This is a genomic window from Alishewanella aestuarii B11, assembly GCF_000280055.1.
In the GTDB taxonomy this organism is placed as follows: Bacteria; Pseudomonadota; Gammaproteobacteria; order Enterobacterales; family Alteromonadaceae; genus Alishewanella; species Alishewanella aestuarii.
Genome location: NZ_ALAB01000024.1, coordinates 201,146 through 223,868, shown reverse-complemented (window position 1 = coordinate 223,868; position 22,723 = coordinate 201,146). Strand labels below are relative to the sequence as shown.

The 22,723-nt window shown below is 48.1% G+C and carries 19 protein-coding genes and 1 tRNA gene; 17 read left to right on the top strand and 3 right to left on the bottom strand.

Annotated elements, in window-relative coordinates; all coding sequences use genetic code 11:
- Positions 1 to 188: 188 nt before the first annotated feature.
- The 9 genes from AEST_RS09005 (at position 189) to AEST_RS16820 (ending at position 10,506) form a co-directional block, all read left to right on the top strand.
- Positions 189 to 860, top strand: coding sequence for a HEPN domain-containing protein (locus AEST_RS09005; RefSeq protein ID WP_008608582.1), 672 nt, complete (start codon positions 189 to 191; stop codon positions 858 to 860).
- Between the two features lie 64 nt (positions 861 to 924).
- Entirely contained in the window at positions 925 to 1,101 is a 177-nt protein-coding gene (locus AEST_RS17175) for a hypothetical protein (RefSeq protein WP_008608581.1), read from the top strand.
- Between the two features lie 31 nt (positions 1,102 to 1,132).
- Positions 1,133 to 1,819 carry an MPN domain-containing protein gene (locus AEST_RS09000; RefSeq protein ID WP_039925320.1) on the top strand — a complete coding sequence of 229 codons (687 nt, stop codon included), beginning with the start codon at positions 1,133 to 1,135 and terminating at the stop codon, positions 1,817 to 1,819.
- Positions 1,820 to 1,936: 117 nt separating this feature from the next.
- Positions 1,937 to 4,369 carry an EcoAI/FtnUII family type I restriction enzme subunit R gene (gene hsdR / locus AEST_RS08995; RefSeq protein ID WP_008608580.1) on the top strand — a complete coding sequence of 811 codons (2,433 nt, stop codon included), beginning with the start codon at positions 1,937 to 1,939 and terminating at the stop codon, positions 4,367 to 4,369.
- Positions 4,370 to 4,401: 32 nt separating this feature from the next.
- Positions 4,402 to 5,877 carry a type I restriction-modification system subunit M gene (locus tag AEST_RS08990; protein WP_008608579.1) on the top strand — a complete coding sequence of 492 codons (1,476 nt, stop codon included), beginning with the start codon at positions 4,402 to 4,404 and terminating at the stop codon, positions 5,875 to 5,877.
- Positions 5,878 to 5,881: 4 nt separating this feature from the next.
- Positions 5,882 to 7,639: a restriction endonuclease subunit S gene (locus AEST_RS08985; RefSeq protein WP_008608578.1), complete on the top strand. Its 1,758-nt coding sequence runs from the start codon at positions 5,882 to 5,884 to the stop codon at positions 7,637 to 7,639.
- On the top strand, positions 7,639 to 8,253 hold the full coding sequence (locus AEST_RS08980; protein ID WP_008608577.1) for an Abi family protein: 615 nt from the start codon (positions 7,639 to 7,641) through the stop codon (positions 8,251 to 8,253). The genes AEST_RS08985 and AEST_RS08980 overlap by 1 nt, the downstream gene beginning before the upstream one ends.
- 235 nt (positions 8,254 to 8,488) lie before the next feature.
- On the top strand, positions 8,489 to 9,124 hold the full coding sequence (locus AEST_RS08975) for a hypothetical protein (protein ID WP_008608576.1): 636 nt from the start codon (positions 8,489 to 8,491) through the stop codon (positions 9,122 to 9,124).
- A 62-nt stretch (positions 9,125 to 9,186) separates the two neighbouring features.
- Positions 9,187 to 10,506 carry a plasmid pRiA4b ORF-3 family protein gene (locus AEST_RS16820; protein ID WP_008608574.1) on the top strand — a complete coding sequence of 440 codons (1,320 nt, stop codon included), beginning with the start codon at positions 9,187 to 9,189 and terminating at the stop codon, positions 10,504 to 10,506.
- A 423-nt stretch (positions 10,507 to 10,929) separates the two neighbouring features.
- On the opposite strand, the gene AEST_RS08965 is transcribed toward AEST_RS16820, so the two are convergent.
- Positions 10,930 to 11,006, bottom strand: a tRNA-Met gene (locus tag AEST_RS08965).
- Between the two features lie 235 nt (positions 11,007 to 11,241).
- Between AEST_RS08965 and rlmKL the strand changes: the two genes are divergently transcribed.
- The 5 genes from rlmKL to rmf all read left to right on the top strand — a co-directional run bounded on the left by rlmKL (position 11,242) and on the right by rmf (position 17,833).
- On the top strand, positions 11,242 to 13,359 hold the full coding sequence (gene rlmKL, locus AEST_RS08960; RefSeq protein WP_008608573.1) for a bifunctional 23S rRNA (guanine(2069)-N(7))-methyltransferase RlmK/23S rRNA (guanine(2445)-N(2))-methyltransferase RlmL: 2,118 nt from the start codon (positions 11,242 to 11,244) through the stop codon (positions 13,357 to 13,359).
- Positions 13,356 to 13,619 carry a glutaredoxin family protein gene (locus AEST_RS08955; RefSeq protein ID WP_008608572.1) on the top strand — a complete coding sequence of 88 codons (264 nt, stop codon included), beginning with the start codon at positions 13,356 to 13,358 and terminating at the stop codon, positions 13,617 to 13,619. Before rlmKL ends, AEST_RS08955 begins: the two co-directional genes overlap by 4 nt.
- 16 nt (positions 13,620 to 13,635) lie before the next feature.
- On the top strand, positions 13,636 to 15,549 hold the full coding sequence (gene uup / locus AEST_RS08950) for an ATP-binding cassette ATPase Uup (protein ID WP_008608571.1): 1,914 nt from the start codon (positions 13,636 to 13,638) through the stop codon (positions 15,547 to 15,549).
- 18 nt (positions 15,550 to 15,567) lie between these two features.
- Entirely contained in the window at positions 15,568 to 17,379 is a 1,812-nt protein-coding gene (locus AEST_RS08945; RefSeq protein WP_008608570.1) for a DUF3466 family protein, read from the top strand.
- Positions 17,380 to 17,650: 271 nt separating this feature from the next.
- Positions 17,651 to 17,833, top strand: coding sequence for a ribosome modulation factor (gene rmf, locus AEST_RS08940; protein ID WP_008608569.1), 183 nt, complete (start codon positions 17,651 to 17,653; stop codon positions 17,831 to 17,833).
- Between the two features lie 64 nt (positions 17,834 to 17,897).
- On the opposite strand, the gene fabA is transcribed toward rmf, so the two are convergent.
- Complete coding sequence (fabA, locus tag AEST_RS08935; RefSeq protein WP_008608568.1) at positions 17,898 to 18,410, bottom strand: 3-hydroxyacyl-[acyl-carrier-protein] dehydratase FabA; 513 nt, start codon at positions 18,408 to 18,410, stop codon at positions 17,898 to 17,900.
- A gap of 199 nt (positions 18,411 to 18,609) precedes the next feature.
- Between fabA and AEST_RS08930 the strand changes: the two genes are divergently transcribed.
- The 3 genes from AEST_RS08930 to AEST_RS08920 all read left to right on the top strand — a co-directional run bounded on the left by AEST_RS08930 (position 18,610) and on the right by AEST_RS08920 (position 20,648).
- The gene (locus AEST_RS08930; RefSeq protein ID WP_008608567.1) at positions 18,610 to 18,867 is read left to right on the top strand and encodes a hypothetical protein; all 258 of its coding nucleotides are present in this window, start codon (positions 18,610 to 18,612) and stop codon (positions 18,865 to 18,867) included.
- A gap of 115 nt (positions 18,868 to 18,982) precedes the next feature.
- On the top strand, positions 18,983 to 19,843 hold the full coding sequence (locus tag AEST_RS08925; protein ID WP_008608566.1) for a 6-pyruvoyl trahydropterin synthase family protein: 861 nt from the start codon (positions 18,983 to 18,985) through the stop codon (positions 19,841 to 19,843).
- Complete coding sequence (locus tag AEST_RS08920) at positions 19,803 to 20,648, top strand: M23 family metallopeptidase (protein ID WP_008608565.1); 846 nt, start codon at positions 19,803 to 19,805, stop codon at positions 20,646 to 20,648. Before AEST_RS08925 ends, AEST_RS08920 begins: the two co-directional genes overlap by 41 nt.
- Before the next feature lie 112 nt (positions 20,649 to 20,760).
- Here the strand turns inward: AEST_RS08920 and AEST_RS08915 are convergent, their stop codons facing one another.
- Entirely contained in the window at positions 20,761 to 22,533 is a 1,773-nt protein-coding gene (locus AEST_RS08915; protein WP_008608564.1) for a M61 family metallopeptidase, read from the bottom strand.
- Positions 22,534 to 22,723 lie beyond the last annotated feature (190 nt).

Sequence of the window (22,723 nt, the reverse complement as noted above, 5' to 3'; positions counted from 1 at the left end):
GCATGGGAAGTAAGCAGCGAAATAGCAGGGTAAAGGCCTGCTTATTTCCGCTAAGGTGCAGCAACCTAATCATCTAAAAGGGGGTATCGGCGCAGGCTAGTACAAAAGTTGTAGCTAAAGTGCTTGCCTAAGCTGTACCTGATATGGCATTAATAGGGCCAGAAAAAGCAACCAGGAAGCTGATTCAAATGGTATTAACGGATCTAAGCTACAGCGCCCTTAAAGCCTATCAACGGCAACATCGTGATCATTTCCCGGAAAACCTGTCACTGCGGGTACACCGCGCCTTAAGTTGGCTAAGTAAAGCCGAACAAGCCAGAGCCAACCAAGATACCGACACCGAATTTATTTACTACTGGATCAGCTTTAATGCCGCTTACGCCAACGAATTTGGCGAAATCGACCGTGTCGGCGAAAGAGAATTGTTTGAAGCCTTTTTAAGCAAAATTGCCGACCTGGACACCACTGAGCGGCTATACCAGCTTATTTGGCAACAATTTAGCGGCAGCATTCGCCTGCTAATGGACAATAAATTTGTTTATCAGCCATTTTGGGATTACCACCGCGGCCGCATTAGCGAAGATGAATGGCAACAGCGCTTTTTGGCATCAAAAGCTGCACTAAACGTGGCGCTGGCAGCAAAAAATGTGCCGGTTGCCATGGCACAAATTTTTACCAGGCTGTACACCCTGCGCAACCAAATTATCCATGGCGGTGCAACCTACAACAGCCAGGTAAACCGCGAACAACTCAAAGATGCTTGTAACCTGCTAAATAAGTTAATCCCACTGATTATTGCGCTAATGATGAGTGCGCCAGATCAGCTTTGGGGTGAGGGGTGTTATCCGGTGGTAATTTAGAGGTCAGCTGATCTTTTAACGTTGTTGATTTACATTTATTTATTAGTAATTTAAGGGGTCAATTATGCAGTCAAGAGTTAAAAGCGTTAAATTCATTAAGGTAAAAGGTAGTAACAAATCATCACCAGTGCATTTGACCCATTTTCCTGTAATGGGAAAGAGCGAGGGGGCGGTAATTGCTTATCTCAAAGACAAATATAAAGGTTTTGATATTATCATCACCGAGTTAGAGTGGGCTTAATTAAAAAAATAATTTCAATAGAGAGTTTAGTATGCGAATAATTATAGAAGATAATGCTCTTCCTTTATTAATGACCTCAGCCATCGAAGCCTATGATTATGAACACAAGGCTCACAAAAACGGTAAAGGTTCATCTCAACTTGAAACATATGGTTTATTGTGGGGTTATATGATCCCAAGCAAAACTGAGGGTGGCCAGGATAAAATAGTTGTTACGACTTGTACTGTCGAAACATCAGCATTAAGACACCAAGATTGGGTTGAGCCTAATTATGATTCTATACAAGCAAAAAAAGAGATGATTGAGCAATATTGGCCTCATCTTGAGTTGGTCGGGACATTCCATTCACATCCTTATAAATCACTTGAGGATATGAAAAACAGAGAAGGTCCAGCTTGGAAGGCCTCAGACGGCGATAAACTTCATTGGCCTCACATTCACGAGTGTATTGCCTACAATCAACCTGGTTTGGCGCACTTAATCATTACTGTTACTCAACTTAAAAAGAAAGGCTGGGCATATCCTGAGAAACAATATGATAGCTTTTGCAGTGGTTACAGTTTCGTTGCTGGCTTAAAGAAAATTTGGTTAACATCTTATGCTACTGTGCAAGATGTCATTTTTGAACAAGATGAAGAGAAAACATTTAGTGTCATCAAAGGTGTAGATTTGGACATACCTTCATTACAAACACGAATGTTAAAAAACAACATATAAGATCAAACCTAAGCGTGTTGATTTAGACTCAGCACGCTTTTGAACTGCAATTATCGCAGCTTTTTTGAGTAATATTCCCTAAATAATTGCAAAGTCATCATTGGGATACCTGAGCGCATGAATACAAACGTCTTTAGCGGAAATAACGCATTCAGCGGGAATAAACGCGCGCTAAGCGAGCGGGATATCTGCTCTAAGTTTATCACCCCAGCAATTCAGCAAGCAGGCTGGGATTTACAAAGCCAAATTCGCGAAGAACTCACCTTTACCGCTGGCCGCGTTATTGTGCGTGGCCGTATGCATACCCGTGGCGAAAAGCGCCGTGCTGACTATGTTTTATATCACAAGAAAAACCTACCGCTCGCCGTAGTGGAAGCCAAGGACAATAAACACAGTGTTGGTGCGGGTATGCAGCAGGCCTTGGCTTACAGTGAAGCGCTGGATGTGCTGTTTGTATTCTCCAGCAATGGCGATGGTTTTTTATTTCATGACAAAACCGGTTTAAGCGGTAAAACCGAACACGAATTATCCCTTAATGAATTTCCGTCACCGGCGCAGCTGTGGCAATGGTATTGCCAGCACCATGGCTTTGAGGACAGTGCCGTACAGCTGGTAGATACGCCTTATTATGATGACGGCAGTGGCCGCAGCCCTCGTTACTATCAGATGACCGCAATCAACCGTACCGTGGAAGCGGTAGCGCGTGGGCAAGACAGAATATTACTGGTGATGGCCACCGGCACCGGTAAAACCTATACCGCTTTTCAAATAATCTGGCGGCTTTGGAAATCACGACAGAAAAAACGCATTTTGTTTTTAGCCGATCGCAATATTCTGGTCGACCAAACCAAAAACAACGACTTTAAGCCCTTTGGTCAGGCGATGACCAAAATCACCAACCGCACGATTAATAAGTCGTACGAGATTTACTTATCCCTGTATCAGGCGGTGACCGGCACGGATGAAGAAAAAAATATCTACCGTGAATTCTCACCGGACTTTTTCGATTTAATCGTGATTGACGAGTGCCACCGTGGCAGTGCGCGGGAAGACTCAGCCTGGCGCGATATTTTGGATTATTTTAAATCGGCCACCCATATTGGCCTGACAGCCACCCCCAAAGAAACCAAAGATGTCAGCAATATCCATTACTTTGGCGAGCCAATTTTTACCTATTCGCTCAAGCAAGGCATTGATGACGGTTTCTTAGCGCCGTATAAAGTGGTGCGTATCGACTTTGATATCGATTTACAGGGGTGGCGGCCGAAAAAAGGCCAGAGAGATAAATATGGCCTGGAGATTGAAGACCGTATCTATAACCAAAAGGACATGGACAGGAATATCGTCTTTGACGAGCGCACCCAGCTGGTGGCGCAAAAGGTTACCGAATACCTGCAAAAAACCGGCGAATATCAAAAAACCATTATTTTCTGTGACGATATCGACCATGCTGAGCGCATGCGCCAAGCGCTGGTGAATCTTAACCCAGAGCGGGTACGCGAAAGCACCAAGTACATTATGCGCATTACCGGCGATGACAACGAGGGTAAGGCCGAGCTGGATAATTTTATTAACCCAGAGAGTCGTTATCCGGTAATTGCCACCACCAGTAAGCTGATGACCACCGGCGTAGATGCGCAAACCTGTAAGTTAGTGGTACTGGATCAGCGCATTCAGTCGATGACCGAGTTTAAGCAAATTATTGGTCGCGGCACCCGCATTAACGAAGATTACGACAAACTCTGGTTTACCATTCTCGATTTTAAAAAAGCCACTGAGCTGTTTGCCGATCCGGCCTTTGATGGCGATCCAGTGATGATTTATAGCCCCAAACCAGGTGAAGAGCCGGTGCCGCCTGAAGCACCTGGCACCATTGAAGAGCCCGCTGCGCCTTACGGTGAAGGCGATACACCTGAAGGTGAGGGCGAAGGCGAACCTTATGAGCCAGTTGGGCCAGGTGAGCCACGTAAAAAATTCTATGTTGCAGGCCAACCCGTCACCATGATTGGCAGTCGGGTACAGTTTTTAGGGCCAGACGGCAAACTCATTACTGAATCGCTAACCGATTACACCAAACACTGTGTGCAAAAGCAGTTTGCCACCTTAAAAGATTTCTTCCGCCACTGGAGCAGCGCCGAGCGTAAAGCCGAGATAATCGAGCAGCTTAAAGAGCAGGGCGTGCAATGGGACGATTTACGCGCAGAAGTTAAGCAAAAGCGCGGCAATGAGCTGGATGCCTTCGATTTAATTGCTCATATCGTTTACGATGCACCGCCGCTAACCAGGCGCGAACGCGCCAACAATGTGAAAAAGCGCAACTACTTCACCAAATACCAGGGCGCGGCCTTGCAGGTACTGGAAAACCTGCTGGAAAAATACGCCGATACCGGTATTGAACATATTGAAGATATGAAAATTTTGCGGCTGCCGCCGTTTGACCAGATTGGCACTGGCTTAGAGCTTATTAATGCCTTTGGTGGCAAAGCCGGTTACGAGCAAGCCTTACACGAATTAGAACAAGCGCTGTACGACGATAAAAGCATTGCCTAAACAAGCTGTGAATAGCGCAAACGAGGAACACCATGTCAATTAGCAGTACCATTAAATCCATCCAAGACATTATGCGTAAAGACGTGGGCGTCGACGGCGATGCCCAGCGTATCGGCCAGTTAGTCTGGATGCTGTTCTTAAAAATCTATGACGATAAAGAGCAGGAGTGGGAAATGTTTGGCGATTACACCTCGCCCATTCCACAGCACCTGCGTTGGCGCAACTGGGCGGCCGATGCCGAGGGGATGACCGGCGATGAGCTAAAGCAATTTATTGATAACGAGCTATTCCCGACACTGCAAAACCTGGAGCCAAAAGGCGATGACCAGCGCGCTTTTGTGATTAAAAGCGTATTTGAAGATGCCTATAACTATATGAAATCGGGTCAGCTGCTGCGGCAGATGATTAACAAAATTCAGGACGGCATCGACTTTAACAAAGCGCAAGAGCGCCACCTGTTTGGCGATATGTACGAGCAAATTCTGCGTGATTTGCAAAACGCCGGTAATGCCGGTGAGTTTTATACCCCGCGCCCGGTGACTGAATTTATGGTGCGCATGGTTAATCCCAAACTGGATGAAAAGGTGCTTGACCCTGCCTGTGGCACCGGTGGTTTTCTAACTTGCAGTATTGAGCATAAGCGCAAGCATTACGTCAAAACACCAAGCGACGAGCAGGTACTGCAAAACAGCATCTTTGGCGTGGAGAAAAAGCCACTGCCGCATTTGCTGGCTACCACCAATATGATTTTGCACGGCATTGAAGTGCCGTTTAATATCCGCCACGACAACACCTTAGCCCGGCCGCTTATCAGCTGGGGGCCAAAAGAGCGGGTCGACTGCATTATTACCAACCCGCCCTTTGGTGGTATGGAAGAAGACGGCATCGAAACCAACTTTCCGCAGGCGCTGCGTACCCGCGAAACCGCCGACCTATTTATGACGCTGATAATCCACCTGCTAAAAGACGGTGGCCGTGCTGCAGTTGTACTACCAGACGGCTTTTTATTTGGCGAGGGCATGAAGTCACGCTTAAAAGAAAAGCTACTGGAAGAGTGTAACCTGCACACCATAGTGCGCCTACCCAATGGCGTATTTAACCCTTATACCGGCATTAAAACTAACCTGCTGTTTTTCACCAAAGGCACGCCAACCAAAGACATTTGGTTTTACGAGCACCAATACCCAGAGGGCATAAAAAACTACAGCAAAACCCGGCCGATGCGTATTGAAGAGTTCGCCGTGGAAGAAGCCTGGTGGGGCAGCGAAGCCGATGGCTTTGCCACGCGTGAAGAAAACGAGTTTGCCTGGAAGGTATCGGCAGATGAGATTAAGGCGCGTAACTACAACCTGGATTGTAAAAACCCGCATATAGGCGAGCAAATAAGCCACGATCCAGAAGAGCTATTAGCCAGCTACGCCAAACAGCAGCAGGAAATACAGCAGCTACGCGACCAGCTAAAAAGCATACTGGCCGAAGCCCTAGCGCCAACTAGCGGCAGAGGTTAAGCGCATGACCGTACAAGTAGAACAGCTTATTACCGAGCATTTAGACCTATGGACGCAAGCACAAACCGCCAAAAGTACCAGCGGACGGGGCAGTAATAACAAAATAGAGCTTACCGGCATTAAAAAACTGCGCGAGCTGATTTTAGAACTTGCCGTGCGCGGTAAGTTAGTGCCGCAAGATCCAAACGATGAACCGGCCAGTGAGCTGTTAAAGCGGATTTCAGCTGAAAAAGAGGCGTTGGTAAAAGCGGGTAAGCTTAAAAAGCAAAAACCGTTGCCGCCGATTACGGATGAGGAAAAACCGTTTGAACCTCCTAGTGGTTGGCAGTTCGTTAAGCTGCATCAGATAAGTGTTATAAATGGTGGATTTGCTTTTAAAAGTACAAATTATTCAAGCGAAGGAGCTAGAGTAATTCGAATATCTGATTTTGATGACCAAGGGTTGAAATCAGAATCAATTGTAAAACATGAATATAGCTCTGTTCTAGAACCGTTTAAGCTGCAAGAGAATACAATTCTGATGGCGATGACTGGAGGAACAGTTGGTAAAGCTTTTCTAGTCAAGAAAGTTGATGAGCTTATGGTCGTCAATCAAAGGGTTGCTTCCATAAAAATTGACGGCGGTCTTTTACCTGAGTTTGTATCAGCAGTTATCAAGACTCCTCTGGTTCAAAATATTATAAATGAAGCCAAGAACTCAACCAACGACAACATTTCAATGGGCGACATTCAAGGTTTTATAATTCCGATCCCGCCAAAATGTGAGCAAATAAGAATTGTTTCTAGGCTTCACGAACTAATGGCCCTTTGCGATCAACTGGAACAACAAAGCTACCAGCAGCTCGACGCCCATAACCAAATTGTTGATGCCCTACTCGCCACCTTAACCCAAAGCCAAAACGCCGATGAGTTAGCCAGCAACTGGCAACGCCTCGCGGCACATTTTGATACGCTCTTTACCACCGAATACAGCATCGACGCGCTAAAGCAAACCATTCTGCAACTGGCGGTAATGGGCAAGCTGGTTAAACAAAACCCTAACGACGAACCCGCCAGCGAACTGCTAAAACGCATCGCCGCTGAAAAAGACGCCCTGGTTAAAGCCGGTAAAATCAAAAAACAAAAACCATTACCGCCGATAAGTGATGACGAGAAACCGTTTGAACTACCAGAGGGGTGGGAGTGGTGTAGGTTAGGGTGGATTGCTGAAATTAACCCGCGCAATTATGCCGAAGATAGTGTTAAAGCTTCATTCGTTCCAATGGCATCAATTGGTAAATCACACACCGGCGAACATTTAACTGAAACAAGAGATTGGGGGGACATCAAAAAAGGCTTCACTCACTTCGCTAATGGCGATCTGGGTATCGCCAAGATCACGCCATGTTTTGAAAACAGTAAAGCTGCAGTTTTTGATGGTTTAACTAACGGCATTGGTGCAGGAACCACAGAACTTCATATCGCCCGTTTTATTTCTCCAGAAAATACACTTGCCAAATATCTGTTGTTGAACATTAAATCACCACTTTACTTGAAGATAGGTGAGTCAAAAATGACAGGAACGGCAGGTCAAAAACGTCTGCCCAAAGACTTTTTTGAAGGTAATCCATTTGCTCTGCCTCCTATATCTGAACAAGGCAGGATAGTTTATCGGGTAAACGAACTTTTTGAGCTTTGTGATGCTTTAAGTGAGAAATTGAATAGCAGTAAACAAATTCAAGTAGTCTTAGCTGAAGCATTGGTAGAGCAGGTGGTCGCCTAATGCCCTATAGCAAACCCTGGCTAAGTTACAACGAGCAACTGGCGTTGCTGGAAAGCCGGGGTTTGCTTATTACTGATCGGGCTGCCGCGCTAGAGTATTTAGAGCGGATAGGCTATTACCGTTTAAGTGGCTATTGGTATGCTTTTCGTGAGCGCTCTGGTGAGTTGGTGTTGTTGGATAATGGTAAAAAGCCGAAAAACCCAAAGAGCACGACCATGTTTAGTGGTATGCGCGAAAAGGAGCAGGACGCCATTTCAGCGTTATATGGGCTAAGTAATGGCCGCGTTTTTGCCAGCTGGCTGCGCAGCCTAAACTATCTGCGCAATGTCTGCGCGCATCATAGCCGCCTGTGGAACCGTAATATTATTGACCAACCCAAATTACCTGATACTGCGGAAGTGGCTTGGATTGCAGACTTCACCAGTAATAATCACGCTATCGCACGCTGCTTTTTATTGCTAAAAATCTGCCAGCATTTACTGCTGATGATTAATCCATCCTCGACCTCGCCAGCTAAGATGCGGGAGCAATTACTTGATTTTCCAGACTTAGCGCATATCGGGTTAGATCTGAAAGGAATGGGCGTTACTGCCGATTGGACGAATAAATGGTAATAAAAAACCCCTAAGCAGTGTGGTCGCCGAAGCAACGTTACCGATAGGGGCCGTGTTACTGGCTAATGTAGTAGCTAAGAGGACGTTAGTCAATAAAAAGTGAGTTGGCCAAAACATTTTTTAGGCTGGCCGCGCCCTGTAATCAGGACGGGGCCGGAACGCTGTCTACACATAGTAGATGAGATGCTAAAAGCTCAGAGAAATAAAACCATTCAAGCAAGAGTAAGTCATTTCTATGCAAGCAACATTGACACTTAACTGGTATCACATTAATAGCTTTACGTTGTTCAGCAGCGAAAAAATATACGACGCTGACTTTATGCGTCGTTTTGGCAAGCCGGGAGTTTATCTTTGGGTAGAGCAGGGGGCGCATGGCAGCTTTAGCAATTATGTGGGTAAAACCAATGAGTGTTTAGTGCAGCGCAATCTATATCATTTGGCACGTTTGCTGTCGTTAAAATATTCGCTACCACGTTGTTATAACAACGGTTTACGTTATGTGTATGCTGACCCATTTAAATTTCCAGTAGAAAAGAGCTACGAGGCAGTGCTTAATCCAGCGGCCTTATCTGATGAGCGATATGTGGCAATTGCTTCTGGTATGCAAAAGTATCTTCATAATCTCACACTTTATTTTGCGGTTGTCGAGGATATTAGCTGTTTGGCTAATCTTGAAAAGCAGCTGATTTCAGATTTGTATCCAGTAGAAAATATTAGCAGTACCAGAAATCGGTATGAGCATTACAACTTGCTACATCAGGGCGATTTAAGCGATATGATGGTAAAGCAGTTTTCTAGTGCCGCACTTGCTGAATTACAACGAGATCCGACCAGGCCCAGCAAGGCAAGGTTGCAAAGCAATATGCCTTAAGCATGGTTGGTTCTTAAATAGTTAATGATAGTTCTTCTTTTTCATAGCAGGTTAAACCTTTAATGGCCACGTTATATCGTTTACAAATTACCTTACAAGACGCGCCGGTAGCTATCAACCGCACTATTGAGGTGCCAGATACGCTTAGCCTAAACCAATTTCATCTGGTGCTGCAGGCGGTGATGGGCTGGGAGAATTCACATCTATATCAGTTTGAACAGGGTAATCAGATTTGGACGCATCCGGCTTTCCTGGACCCGTCTTATGATATTGATAGCGAGTTTGTGCGTGACCAGGATTGCGAAGCCGTGCTGTGTATGTTGCTGCAAAACGTTGGCGATACCATGCAGTATTTGTATGATTTTGGTGATCACTGGGTGCATGATATTGAGCTTATCGCTATTGTTCATCGCGAGTTTAGCTTATCGCAGGCCGTTACATTATTAGAGGCTAAAGGCGCTTGCCCGCCTGAAGATGTTGGCGGGGTAGATGGCTATGCTCAGCTGTTAGCTGCTTTTGCAAACGAGGATGCGGAGGAATTGGCCGGCTATCAACTGTGGTTAGGCTGTGAGCAGTGGGATGCTGGTAATGCAAAGGCAGATGTTCTGGCAAAGCGAGTGCAAGAGGTCAATAACCTTTTACTGCATTCTGTAAGGGCGCATTTTATCAACTGGGCGCTAAACCCCAGTGACTATGTTAACCATACGCCCATTATGCAATTATTGCAGCCGTTACTTACCGTGCTTTATGCCGGGCCGCTTAAGTTAACCGTAAAAGGTAATTTGCCACTAAAATTAGTACAGGCCATGTTTAACGTTGAGCAAACTTTACCTTGCTGGCAGCAACGCCGTTTTAAAGTGAGCAAAATACATTCTGAGCAAGAATCGGCGCTGATTAGCATTAGCCGGCTCATTGCTCAAAAATCTGGTTTAGTAAAGCTCAGTGCCAATAAACTGCAACTTACTAAAACCGGTGAAAAGCTACTGCTGGCGCAAGATCATGCCAAAATTTACCAAAAGCTGTTAGCCGCCGCACTTGATAAGCTGCGCTGGACCAGTTTCGATGGTTATCCGGATTTTAGCTTTTATCAGTTGGGCTTTATGCCGATGTTGGATTATCTGCAACAAGCTGGCACTGATATTACCTCTGACGCTTTAATTGAAATGCTGCGGCAGTGGCTGCCAGAGTTTGACGTAGAGACTTATGATGATTATATCGATGATGCCTTTGTGTCACGTTTTAAGTTTATTGGTGAACTGTTTGGTCTGATCAGCGTTAAGCCGCTGCCTGATGATGAGTTATATCTGTTACGCGATCGCTTTAGCATAACCCTAAACCCTGAAGCGGCAGCCATGCTGCGTTTTCCATATCCGGTGATGTAGGTTTAAAAACGGTAAAAGCCAGAAAACTGATATCGTAGGTACAGGATTTAGTAAGTGAGTGGCCTAGCTATTTTGCCAGACTGGGCGTGGGAGAGGGGGGATATCGAACGCTTACACGGCATTATTCCGCGTATTGATTAAGACTTTGCTGTAGTAAAGGCAAAGTAAGATCGCGTCTCCGGTACGGCAAGCATACCGGAGACGGGCGCGTTGTAGTCGGCTTAGTTGGTTGCGGGAGCCCTGCTGTTTATGAAGAGCGAACCGACGACCTTCGGGCTCCCGAAGTCTTAAAACAAAAAAACCGACTTTAATAGTCGGCTTAGTTGGTTGTGGGAGCCCTGCTGTTTATGAAGAGCGAACCGACGACCTTCGGGTTCCCGAAATTTAGATACAAAAAAACCAGCTTAGTGCTGGCCTTTGAGTTGGTTGCGGGAGCCGGATTTGAACCGACGACCTTCGGGTTATGAGCCCGACGAGCTACCAGGCTGCTCCATCCCGCGTCCGTCATTGCGGGGCGCATCTTAGAGCTTTCGCTTTACATACGCAAGCGTTAATTTCGCTAATTTGGTTTGGTTGCCTATTTGCTAAGCAAAGCGTCTGTTTATTGCTGCTATTGCTCCCTAAATGCATACCAGGCTGCGCTGAAACAACCTTGGCCGCAACGCTGAGAAAGTGCGGCGCCGAGGTTGTCGATTCTGCTATACTAGCGGCCATTTTATTTTAAGGTTTGTTGCAATGCTGGAATTTTGGGCTTTAACGTCGAAGGGCGTGGAAGAGCTGTTAGCGGATGAGATCCGCAGTTATCAGGGTGAAGTGTTAAAGGTCTCAATGGGCGTAGTGCGCTTTAAGGCCGATATTAAAACGGCCTACACCCTATGTTTATGGTCACGTCTGGCAACAAGGATCCTGCGCTTAATTCAGTCGGAGCCGGTTACTGCCGAGTCGGATCTGTATCAGATCGCAAGTCAAATCGACTGGGGCCAGTTAATGTCGGTGCGGCAAACCTTAGCCGTCGACTGTGTTGGCAAGCATCCCAAAATTGATAATACCCAATATGGCGGCATGCGCTTAAAAGATGCCATTGTCGATCAGTTTCGCGAAGAAACCGGCGATCGGCCGGATGTGGATCGCTTAAACCCCGATGTGCGGTTTCAGGTACGTTTGGATAAACAGCATTTTCATTTCTTGCTGGATTTCTCCGGCCCGTCGTTACATCAGCGCGGTTACCGTACCGGGCAGGGCGAGGCACCGTTAAAAGAGCATTTAGCGGCAGCTTTATTAAAGCGCTCTGGCTGGACTGTCGGTACCCCTTTGTACGATCCGTTCTGCGGTAGCGGCACTATTTTAATTGAGGCGGCGCAAATCAGCCTGAATCAGGCGCCGGGACTGGCACGGGAAAGCTTTGCGTTTGAGCGGGCACCGGGTTTTCGGGCCGCGGTATGGCAGCAATTAAAAGCTGATGCTAAAGCGCAGGCCTTGCCCGCGGGCGACACTATCCAGTTTTGGGGCACTGATACTGACGAACGCAGCCTGAGTAAAGCGCGGCAAAATGCGGCCCGTGCCGGCGTGGCTAATTTGATCAAATTTGATTATGCCGATGCCACGGCGTTAAAAGGCGCCGTGACGGATACCTCGGGTGTGATAGTGACTAACCCGCCTTATGGCGAGCGCTTGGGCGATCTGCCGGCACTGATCCCGCTTTACAGTAATTTCTCGCTGGCGCTAAAAACCCACTATCAGGGCTGGCGCCTGGCAATTATTACCTCGAACAGCGACTTACTGCGGGCGCTGCGCTTATCTAAAGCCAAGAGCTACAAGTTTAGTAACGGCCCGCTGGACTGTGAATTTACCTTGTTTGACCTCACAGAAAAGCAGGTGCAGGTTAGCTCCAGCGCGCCCGCGTTGTTTTTTAGTGAGAGCAGCGCCTTTGGTAACCGGCTGGCGAAAAACGTAAAAGCCATTCAAAAATGGGCCAAACGCGAAGGCTTAAGCTGCTACCGCTTATATGATGCCGATATTCCGGAATATAACGTTGCGGTAGATTGGTATGACGGCGAAGTGGTGGTGCATGAATATGCCGCGCCCGGCACCGTCGATGAGCAAATTGCCCAGAAGCGCTTGTTCGATGTGGTTAATCAGGTACCAACAGTGCTGGGGATCAGCCCGGATAAGATGATCCTGAAGGTGCGGGAAAAGCAAAAGGGCACTAACCAGTATCAGGCACTGGCTAAAGCAGGCCAGTATAAAGAAGTATCAGAGTATGGCGCTAAGTTCTGGGTCAACCTGCGCGATTATCTGGATACCGGGTTATTTTTAGATCACCGTATTACCCGCCGTATGCTGCAGCAACAAGCGCAGGGTAAGCGGGTATTAAACTTGTTTGCGTACACCGGCAGTGCCTCGGTGCATGCGGCTATTGGCGGTGCGAGCAGTGTCACGACCGTTGATATGTCCAACACCTATCTGGATTGGGCTAAACGCAACTTTATGCTGAACGGCCTTAACGGTAAACAATACCAGTTTGAACAGGCAGATTGCTTACAGTGGCTCGCCCGCAGCAGGAATTTATTTGATTTGATCTTTGTCGATCCGCCAACCTTTTCCAACTCGAAACGGATGGAAGATAGCTGGGATGTACAGCGCGATCATGTCAAATTACTGAATATGTTAATTAGCAAGATGGCACCGGGCGCTAAGGTGATTTTTTCCAATAATAAGCGGCGCTTTAAACTTGATTACGCGGCGCTTGAAGAAGCCGGCTGGCAGGTGAAAGATATTTCGGCCGCGACCTTACCGGAAGATTTTAAGCGCAACCCGCATATTCATGTCTGTTTTGAGCTAACCCGGCCATGAGTGATTTAACCCTATACAGCACCTGGGGCTGCCATCTGTGTGAACAGGCCGAAGCTTTGGTGCAACAAGCTGGCCTGGCCGATAAACTGCAGGTACGGGATATCGTCGATGATGAGGTGTTATTTGCCCGTTTTCGGGTGCATATTCCGGTACTGGCAGCCAGTGATGCGCAGGGGCAGGAACAATTATTGTATTGGCCTTTTGATCACAGTGCGTTAGCCAGCTGGCTAGCCGCTTTGGATCTGACAACAACCGATTAAAGCAGGATAGGGTAACGTGGAGTTATTACGTTTTCAGCAGGCTTGCCTGGCCTTTGGTACCCACCCGGTACTGGATAAGGTGGATTTTAGTTTATTTACCGGTGAGCGGGTGTGTCTGGTTGGCCGTAATGGCGCTGGCAAGTCGACCTTTTTAAAATTGCTGACCGGTCAGCAAAATTTGGATGATGGTCAAATTGTGATGACGAACGGCGTGGCGCTAAGCCGGTTAGAGCAAGACCCCCCAGCCAAAATGGACGTCAAAATTGCCGACTTTATCCGTGATGGTGCCGGCGATTTAGCCGAAAAACTGCAGCAGTTTTATACCTTATCTGAGAATCTGGACGGTGCCGGCGATGCTGAGTACCGGTTATTTGAGCGCTTGCAAAGTGAGCTCGACGCCCGCGATGGCTGGGGCTTGGAAGCGCGGGTTGACATGCTGTGTCAGCAGTTTGATATGGACGGTAACGCCAGTTTAGCCACCTTATCTGGCGGCTGGTTACGCAAAGCTGCGCTGGCACGGGCGTTAATTGCCAAACCTGATATTCTGCTGCTGGACGAACCGACTAACCATTTGGACGTGGCTGCAATTCAATGGCTGGAGGGCTTTTTAAAGAGCTTTGCCGGCGCCATTATCTTTATCTCGCACGACCGCGCCTTTATTCGTGCTTTAGCCACCCGGATTATCGATCTTGACCGTGGCTTATTGACTTCGCATCCGGGTAACTATCAGGAATATCTGGATCGCAAACAAAAGATGATTGAAGACGAACAGCAAGCCAATGCGCTGTTCGATAAAAAACTGGCCGAAGAAGAAGTCTGGATCCGCCAGGGTATTAAAGCCCGCCGTACCCGTAACGAGGGCCGGGTGAGAGCATTAAAAGCGCTGCGCCGTGAACGTGCGGCGCGGGTAGAGCAGTTAGGCAAGGTCGATTTTGCGATTGAGCAAGCGGCGCGATCCGGCAAGCTGGTGTTTGAAACCAAACAACTCAGCCATGCCTTTAATGGGGTACCGGTTATTCGTGATCTCGACTTACTGGTAATGCGTGGGGATCGTGTGGCCTTAGTCGGCCCCAATGGTGTTGGTAAATCCACGCTGATTAAGCTGTTATTGGGTGACTATCAGCAGGATAGTGGCGAGATTAAACGAGGCACTAATCTGGAAGTGGCGTACTTTGATCAGCACCGGATGGCGCTCGACTTGGATGCGACGGTGCAGGATAACGTCGCCGACGGTAAGCAGGAGATTAACTTAAATGGTCAAAGCCGGCATGTGTTAAGTTACTTGCAAGACTTTTTATTTCCGCCGCTGCGCGCGCGCACACCGGTACGCGCCTTATCCGGTGGTGAGAAAAACCGCTTATTACTGGCCAAGCTCTTTGCTAAACCCTCTAATTTGCTGATCCTCGACGAACCAACCAACGATCTGGATGTGGAAACCCTGGAGCTGTTAGAAGATATTCTGGAGCAGTATCAGGGTACTGTATTGCTGGTCAGCCACGACCGGGAGTTTGTTAATAACACCGTGACCAGCTCACTGCTGTTTGCTGGCCAGGGCCGGATTATTGAAATTGCCGGCGGTTATGACGATGTGCTGGACTGGCAAGCGAAGCAGGGCGCTGATCTCACCGCAAAAAAAGCTGAGCTGGTAGCCGAAGTTAAAACTAATGCGCAGGAAAAACCGGCGCAGGCTTCTGTTAACAGCGCTAAGAAGTTATCATACAAAGAGAAACGTGAATTAGAGCAGCTGCCGGCGCTGATTGAAAGCCTGGATCAGCAGCTTAGCGCCTTACAGACTGAAGTGAATGATGCCGACTTTTTTAAGCACAGCGCAGACTACACCCAGCAAAGGTTGAACCTAATCCAAGAAACCGAGTCGAAGCTGGCGCAGGCGTATCAGCGCTGGGAAGAATTAGAAGCCGCAATATCGTAAATTTTTAGGGGCCCGTTAATGAAATTATCACCGATCAGCTTAGCAGTATTGCCGTTGCTGACCATGTTCTCGGCGCAAGCCGCGGTGTATCAGATTGTTGAATTAGATACCAATAATAAAGTCCGTGCCACCAGCGGCGCTGCTGCAACCTTACAGGGCGCCGTTGTGACCAATGGCAGCACTTTTCTGGATGTGCAACTTGATCTTGAGACCATTGATTTTGATAGCGACGTAATTAAAAGCTTATTAACTGAGCAACAACTTGCAGATGCGAAAAATGGTATCATCGATGCGACAGTGCAGAATATATTAATAAGTTATTTGATTAACGTTCCTTCAGTACGGAACCAACCTATTGGTATTACCCGGGTGTTTAACAAGCCGCAGAATGGCGTTAATACCGGCCTCATTATTCGCGACACTAACCAAACGCGCACTAACACCGAGTTTGCTTACGCAAGCAATAATGCTGGCCAGTTGGTTGTGGTTGCCACTGCACCTTCGCAGAAAGTCAGATTTGAACCTTTACCAGAGCCTGTACCCGAGGACACGCCTGAGCCAGAAATCCCGGTGATCCCGCAACCCTTTATGGCCTGGGTGCCACAACCTGGTTATATGCTAGGTTATGTTGTTAGTGATAATCAGACTATTGTATTACCGCCGGCGATAACTGAGCTGGGTGGTGGTATGTCGGCTGCACAGGATATTAATAATAATGGTGTGGTAGCAGGTTTTACTTCAGCTGGCGTTACTGACGATGTAAAAACAGCGGTCAATACCATTTGTACCGGGCGGTCGCAGCCATTACAGTATTGTTTAAATCTTTCTATGTCGAACCGCTCTGTTAGTTTGGCAAGTATGCTAGACCAAATTCGCAGAGTCCAAACCGTTGATGTTTTACCGCAGGGTTACCAAGAACGTGCGGCGTTGTGGCAAGTTAACGATAATGGCACTGCCAGCTTAATTCGTACTCTTGGTTATTTAGGTGAAAAAGGAAACGGGGGTATTGCTCCTGAGTCAGAAGAATATCCTGCACCAACCTATTACAGCAGAGCGACAGCGATAAATGATAATGGTATTGCGGTAGGTCATTCGCTGTACACGGATGTTGATCGAATTATTCGTTATTTTGATAACTTTGGTTTTGAATATCGTCGTGCTTATTCTGCTCCTCATGCCACTATTTATCAGCAAGATGATGTTAAAGGATTTATTAATACCCAAGATTGGTTAGCCAGTATCGCGGTAGACATTAATAACCAGGGCTTGGTAACAGGCTATGCGTTCAGAAGTATTAATAGTGCGGTACGCTCAAAACTCTTTACCTATAATATTGACAATCAGGAATTGAAGTTTGTTGATGGCTTTTTCAGCAGCTCAACAACAGAACCTCGGGCGCTTAATAATAATGGCCAGGTCGTTGGCCGTGCAGAGGTGATTATCGGTGGTACAGTAAGTCGGCGTTACCATGGCTTTATGTACGACAGCCGGGATGGCAGTTTCCGGGATCTGAATGATCTGGTGGGTTGTGATGCGCCTTACACTATAGTTGACGCTACAGCGATTAACGATAACGGCGAAGTGATGGCGACAGCTTTAGTCCGCCGCCCGCGTTTAGATGCGAAAGGGCAACAGCAATTAGATGATGCAGGCCAGGTTATCACAGAAGAGCAAGCTACTGCGGTTAAGCTTAGACCGATCCCCAATGGTCAACCGGCTAATTGCGGTGCAGAAGACCGCCAATACGAACGTAAAAGTGGTAGTGGCTCGGCACTCTGGTTGCTGATGTTAGGTGCGCTATCTCTGGTGCGTTACCGCCGTTCGCGCTAACTTCTACTGAGTCTAAACCCCAGTGCTTGAATGAGTGCTGGGGTTTTTCTTTAGGTAATCAAAATCATTTTCTTTAGATGATTTTGGTCTAACAAGCTTTTCAAACTTTTGTATCGACATCTCATGTGCTTAGCAGAAGTCAAGCATTATATTACTCAATTTGAGTTTGAACCTTCCGGTCATATTGGCTATCTATAAACTGTAACATTGTTGTGTTAGGCGCAACTTTGTTACTGTTCAAAAAACACAAAAAGTTGAGGAAGACTGCCGTATGAAAAGACAAAAACGTGATCGTCTGGAACGTGCTCATGCTCAAGGTTACCGCGCTGGTGTTACCGGCCGCTCAAAAGAAATTTGCCCTTATCAGAATTTAGATGCCCGCTCAGAATGGCTTGGAGGTTGGCGGGAGGCAATGGCAGACAGGAATGTCGGATTATTTAACAAAGGTGCCTGATTACGGCCTGTAACGCAAAAGCCCCGTTAACTAGCGGGGCTTTCTGGTTTAAGGGGCTAAGCGCTTAGAAGCTTGACGTATCCTGGAATAAACCCACTTTCAGATCGGTTGCGGCATAGATTTCACGACCATCGACACTCACCACACCATCACCAATACCCATAAACAGCTTACGTTTAATCACCCGTTTCATATTGATGGTGTAAGTGACTTTTTTCGCCGTTGGCAGAATCTGACCGGTAAACTTCACTTCACCCACGCCAAGCGCGCGGCCTTTACCCGGGCCACCTGACCAGCCTAAGAAGAAGCCCACCAGCTGCCACATTGCATCTAAGCCTAAGCAACCCGGCATAACCGGATCACCTTTAAAATGGCAGGCAAAGAACCAAAGATCCGGGTTGATATCCAGTTCAGCGATAATCTGGCCCTTGCCATATAATCCGCCTTCTTCTGAAATATGGACAATCCGATCCATCATCAGCATATTGTCTGACGGCAGTTGGCTGTTGCCCGGGCCAAAGAGTTCACCATTGGCACAGGCGATTAAATCTTCTTTTGTAAAGCTATTCTTAGTCATGTATGTTTAGTCCAATAAAAATGCTGCGTCAGCTTAGCGAACAGCTGTACGCCAGACAAGTCCGATTTGTACAACTTTGCTATTTTTATCGCAGATAACTGGCTAAGTTGGCAACGAATTTTCGTATAGTTAAACTGACATCCCTATCTGGTATGAGGTCGTACCGGTACCGGAGTGCTGTGGATAAGTTGAGGGTGTAATGAGTGATGAAAAGGCCAGAGCGCTGAGTAATGCCGAAAAGCAGCGGCGTTATCGGGAGCGGCAAAAGGGTTGTGGTAAAAAAGAGCTGCGCGGTTATTTAACACCGGAGGCACTGCAGTGTTATCAGGAAATTGCTGAAAAAACCCAGTGGAACGACAGCACCTTGCTCAGCAATGCGATTCGTTTAATGTACGCCGCGCACAAGCTGGGGCAAATTGGCATTTTGAATAGCTGGCTAAATGAGCATAAGCGTTAATCGCTGCCAGTTTTCGGCTTGCCGATGACGCTGCTGTCGCTTCGCGCTATAATGGCGGCCGTATTTTGATCACGCCCTTGCGCGGATCAGTGATTAGCCAAGCCAGGAATGTAGCATGATTTTATTTGTCCGCGATCTTACCGTTATCGACTTCTCTTATCTGCACCGCCAGCGTGGCATGCTGGGTGAGAGTTATATCGTCGATGTCGAATTACAGGGCGCGCTGGACGATACCGCTATGGTGTTTGATTTTGGCAAGGTGAAAAAGGTGATTAAGCAGGCGATCGATAGCCTGGTTGACCATAAATTAGCGGTGGCGGCAGAGTGCCCGGCGCTGCAGCTGGATACCGCCGGCGAGCTAACATTGCTGCGTTATCAGAGTGAGCGCGGTTTGCTGCAGTTAGCCTGTCCTGAGCAGGCTTTTGCAGTGATCCCTGGTACTGAAATCAATGAAGCGACGGTAACGGCATTTTTACAGCAACAAATTAAGCCGTTACTACCAGCCAATGTCGAGCAGCTAACTTTGACGTTGCGCCCGGAAAATATCAGTGGTTTTTATTATCACTACAGCCATGGCCTGAAAAAGCACGACGGTAACTGTCAGCGCATTGCCCATGGTCACCGCTCGACCATTCAGATTTATGAAAACAATATGCTGGCGCCGAAACTCAATAAAGGGTGGGCGGAGCGCTGGCAGGATATTTACCTGGGTACCGAGAGCGATCTGGTCGCGGCAGAGCAACTGGTACATCTTACCCCCGGCGCGCAGGACTACAGTTTCCGCTATCAGGCGTCGCAGGGCTGGTTTGAACTCTGTATCCCGCAAAGCCATTGTGAAATTGTGCCCTGCGATACCACGGTAGAATGTCTGGTCGACTTTATTGCTGATACGTTAAAGGCGCAGCACAGTACTCATTCGTATAAGGTGGTAGCTTATGAAGGTGTGGGCAAAGGCGCTATTGCTGTGCGCCCTTAACTGGGCAGCGCTGGCAAGTAGCAGTGCCAAAGAACTGGTTTTAGACGGGCAGTTAACCCAGGGTAGCCTGATCCGCGCCACTGTACCGGCAGGTGCTAAAGTGTGGTTTAACGACCAGCCCCTGGCAGTCAGTGAACAGGGGCATTTTGTGTTTGGCATTGGTCGCGATGCCGCACTTAAGCATCAGTTAACGGTAGAACATCAGGGGAAGCGGCAGCAGATCCCGCTGACCTTTAGTGGCCGCCAGTATGATATTCAGCGTATTAGTGGCGTCGAACAAAAATATGTTGAGCCGCCAAAAGAGGTTACTGCCCGTATCGCAAGGGATAATCGGCGGGTCAGAGAAGTACGACAAACCTTTAGCGCGAAAACGTTATTCCTGGATGCACCATTAAAACCCGCGGCAGGGCGGATCAGCGGCGTCTATGGTAGCCAGCGCATTTTTAACGGTCAGCCGCGCAATCCTCATTTTGGCCTGGATATTGCGGCACCCGTCGGGGCACCGGTACTGGCTCCCTGGGATGGCAAGGTGCTGCTGGCTGAAGATCTGTATTTTTCCGGTTTAACCCTGATCGTGGATCATGGCATGGGGGTAACCTCAACCTTTATGCATTTGCACCGTTTTAATGTCGCGGTCGGCGATACGGTAACGGCCGGTATGCAAATTGCCGAAGTGGGTGCCACCGGTCGGGTAACCGGGCCGCATCTGGATTGGCGGATAAACTGGTTCCAGGAGCGACTGGATCCGCAGTTATTATTACCTGAGTTTGCGCCAGCAGCACCAAAGCGGATCCCGCTTAACTAGTCAGCTTTCGAAAAACTGTCTGCAGCATCCACATCGCAGCCGGTTTTAGATGAATATAACAAAGCGCCGGCGGCTAGCGGCGCTTTTTTATTTGTCGCTCACCAGATTTCGGCTAGGTAGCTTGTGCTAACCAGGATGCAACCGTGCTCTGATCTGCAACGCTGAGCATCGCGACCTGCGCCTTCGCCGCCTGTAGCGTTAAGGATAAGGTGAGCAGGCGATCTTTACGGAAAATCGTTAACGGCTGTACTGAACCATAAGGCAGCCGCTTTAACAGTTGCGGCAGGCTTTTTTCCGTCACCTTATAGCCAGCCAGTGCCAGCAACTGGTCGCCGGCCATCAAACCGGCCTGATGGGCTGCAGAGTCCAGATAGAGCTGTTGTACCGTTAAGCCGCCATTTTGTGCTTTCAGGCTACACCCCAGGCTGGCCGGTGCCGCTTGTTCATTATTGCCATGGGTATCGTCAAAATGCTGTGGGCTACGCCAGCTTAGCGTCAGGCCGAGCTTGGCAAAGCTCTCAGCCAGCGGTAATGGCTGGGCGCGGTTAACCCAATCTGTAACCTGATTGGCCAGGGCAGTGAAACCCTGTGCGGCTAATGCCTGACAGAAACTCTGATCGGCGGTGCCGGTTGCCAGATATTGCTGATAGAAATCTCGGCAAAAGGCACTGAGGTTTGTGCCGGCTGCTTGTAGCTCGGCCTCAACGGCCAGCGCCACCAGGGCTCCCTTGGCATAATAGCTGACGATACTGTTAGGTGCATTTTCATCCTGCAGATAATACTTGGTCCAGGCGTTAAAACTGCTGTCGGCTAAGCTTTGCCGGCTATCGGATGGGTTTCGCGTAACCCGCGTAACCAGCTGCTCCAGTGCGGTCAGATAAGCGCTTTGGTTGATCCGGCCACTTTTAACCAGCGCAAGATCATCAAAATACGAGGTAAAGCCTTCATACAGCCACAACTGCGGTGTGTATTGTTCCTGCGCTAACTGATAAGCATGAAAAGGTGCCGGCTTTAACCGTTTTACCCACCAGGTATGAAAGTACTCATGGCTGATTAATCCCAGCAGGGTTTGATAGGCTTCATCCGGCGCTTTAAGTTGCGGCGCTGGCAGGTCATGGCGACTGCATAGCAGTAAGGTGCTGTCCTGATGTTCCAGGCCGCCGTAGCCGTTTTCGGTGATCCAGAGTAAAAACCAGTAATGACTGAGATCGTCCGGTAAACCGCCAAATACTGCGCGCTGCGCCAGACAGAGCTGCTCGGTGTCTGCCAGTAAACGTGCGCTGTCGTAATGATTTTGACCGCTGACCACCAGATAGTGCGGCACACCGTCTACGGCAAATTGCTGCAACGTAAAGTGCCCCAACAGCAGTGGGCTATCAATCAGCTGGCAGTAGTTCGCCGCCTGATACAGACCAAAATCCAACATCGCTGTGCCGCTGCAGCGTGGTAACGCGGTCGCGACGCGCCAGTTTTCGGTTACGTGAAACCGCGGGCGGATCAGCTCCAGCTGCTGTGGCAAGCTAGTCTGATCGCTAACGGCCAGACATAAACAAGCAGGATTCAGAATGGCAACTTCATCGTCGAGGTAAGCGGCGCGCACCGACATATCATTGGCGTAGATCAGATAGCTGACGGTAACCGCCTGATTACGACAGCTAAGCTGCCAGCGCTGCTTATCCAGTTGTGTAAAATCCAAGTCGCCGTCGGCATCACGGGCACTGATCTGCATAATATGGCGGGCAAAATTGCGGATCATGTAGCTGCCGGGGATCCAGGCCGGCAAACTCAGTTCATGCGAGGTGCTGCTTGGCATAAAGGTCAGCTGGATACTCAGTTGATGTGCGCTGATATCGCTAAGCTCGATTCGATAGTGAACGCGGTCCATATTTCCCCTGTTGAAATTGTTGCAACCTGATGTGCTTTTGGGCTACCTGCTTTAGATGCATGTTTTAAGCGCATAGTTCAGGCACTGACTTTAACTGCTGCGACTGCTGTTTAAAGCAGCAAAAACGGTAGCGACATTGCCACACGCCATTATAGCTTCACGTATAATAGCAGCTTTATATTACCAGTAG

Excerpts from the sequence above, each read along its gene's own strand:
- AEST_RS08975 (WP_008608576.1), top strand. The coding sequence starts at position 8,489 with ATGCAAGCAACATTGACACTTAACTGGTATCACATTAATAGCTTTACG.
- AEST_RS08925 (WP_008608566.1), top strand. The coding sequence starts at position 18,983 with ATGATTTTATTTGTCCGCGATCTTACCGTTATCGACTTCTCTTATCTG.
- AEST_RS08985 (WP_008608578.1), top strand. The coding sequence starts at position 5,882 with ATGACCGTACAAGTAGAACAGCTTATTACCGAGCATTTAGACCTATGG.
- AEST_RS08920 (WP_008608565.1), top strand. The coding sequence starts at position 19,803 with ATGAAGGTGTGGGCAAAGGCGCTATTGCTGTGCGCCCTTAACTGGGCA.
- AEST_RS09000 (WP_039925320.1), top strand. The coding sequence starts at position 1,133 with ATGCGAATAATTATAGAAGATAATGCTCTTCCTTTATTAATGACCTCA.
- AEST_RS08980 (WP_008608577.1), top strand. The coding sequence starts at position 7,639 with ATGCCCTATAGCAAACCCTGGCTAAGTTACAACGAGCAACTGGCGTTG.
- AEST_RS08990 (WP_008608579.1), top strand. The coding sequence starts at position 4,402 with ATGTCAATTAGCAGTACCATTAAATCCATCCAAGACATTATGCGTAAA.
- AEST_RS08915 (WP_008608564.1), bottom strand. The coding sequence starts at position 22,533 with ATGGACCGCGTTCACTATCGAATCGAGCTTAGCGATATCAGCGCACAT.
- AEST_RS17175 (WP_008608581.1), top strand. The coding sequence starts at position 925 with ATGCAGTCAAGAGTTAAAAGCGTTAAATTCATTAAGGTAAAAGGTAGT.
- AEST_RS08955 (WP_008608572.1), top strand. The coding sequence starts at position 13,356 with ATGAGTGATTTAACCCTATACAGCACCTGGGGCTGCCATCTGTGTGAA.
- hsdR (WP_008608580.1), top strand. The coding sequence starts at position 1,937 with ATGAATACAAACGTCTTTAGCGGAAATAACGCATTCAGCGGGAATAAA.
- AEST_RS08945 (WP_008608570.1), top strand. The coding sequence starts at position 15,568 with ATGAAATTATCACCGATCAGCTTAGCAGTATTGCCGTTGCTGACCATG.
- AEST_RS08930 (WP_008608567.1), top strand. The coding sequence starts at position 18,610 with ATGAGTGATGAAAAGGCCAGAGCGCTGAGTAATGCCGAAAAGCAGCGG.
- AEST_RS16820 (WP_008608574.1), top strand. The coding sequence starts at position 9,187 with ATGGCCACGTTATATCGTTTACAAATTACCTTACAAGACGCGCCGGTA.
- rmf (WP_008608569.1), top strand. The coding sequence starts at position 17,651 with ATGAAAAGACAAAAACGTGATCGTCTGGAACGTGCTCATGCTCAAGGT.
- fabA (WP_008608568.1), bottom strand. The coding sequence starts at position 18,410 with ATGACTAAGAATAGCTTTACAAAAGAAGATTTAATCGCCTGTGCCAAT.
- AEST_RS09005 (WP_008608582.1), top strand. The coding sequence starts at position 189 with ATGGTATTAACGGATCTAAGCTACAGCGCCCTTAAAGCCTATCAACGG.
- rlmKL (WP_008608573.1), top strand. The coding sequence starts at position 11,242 with ATGCTGGAATTTTGGGCTTTAACGTCGAAGGGCGTGGAAGAGCTGTTA.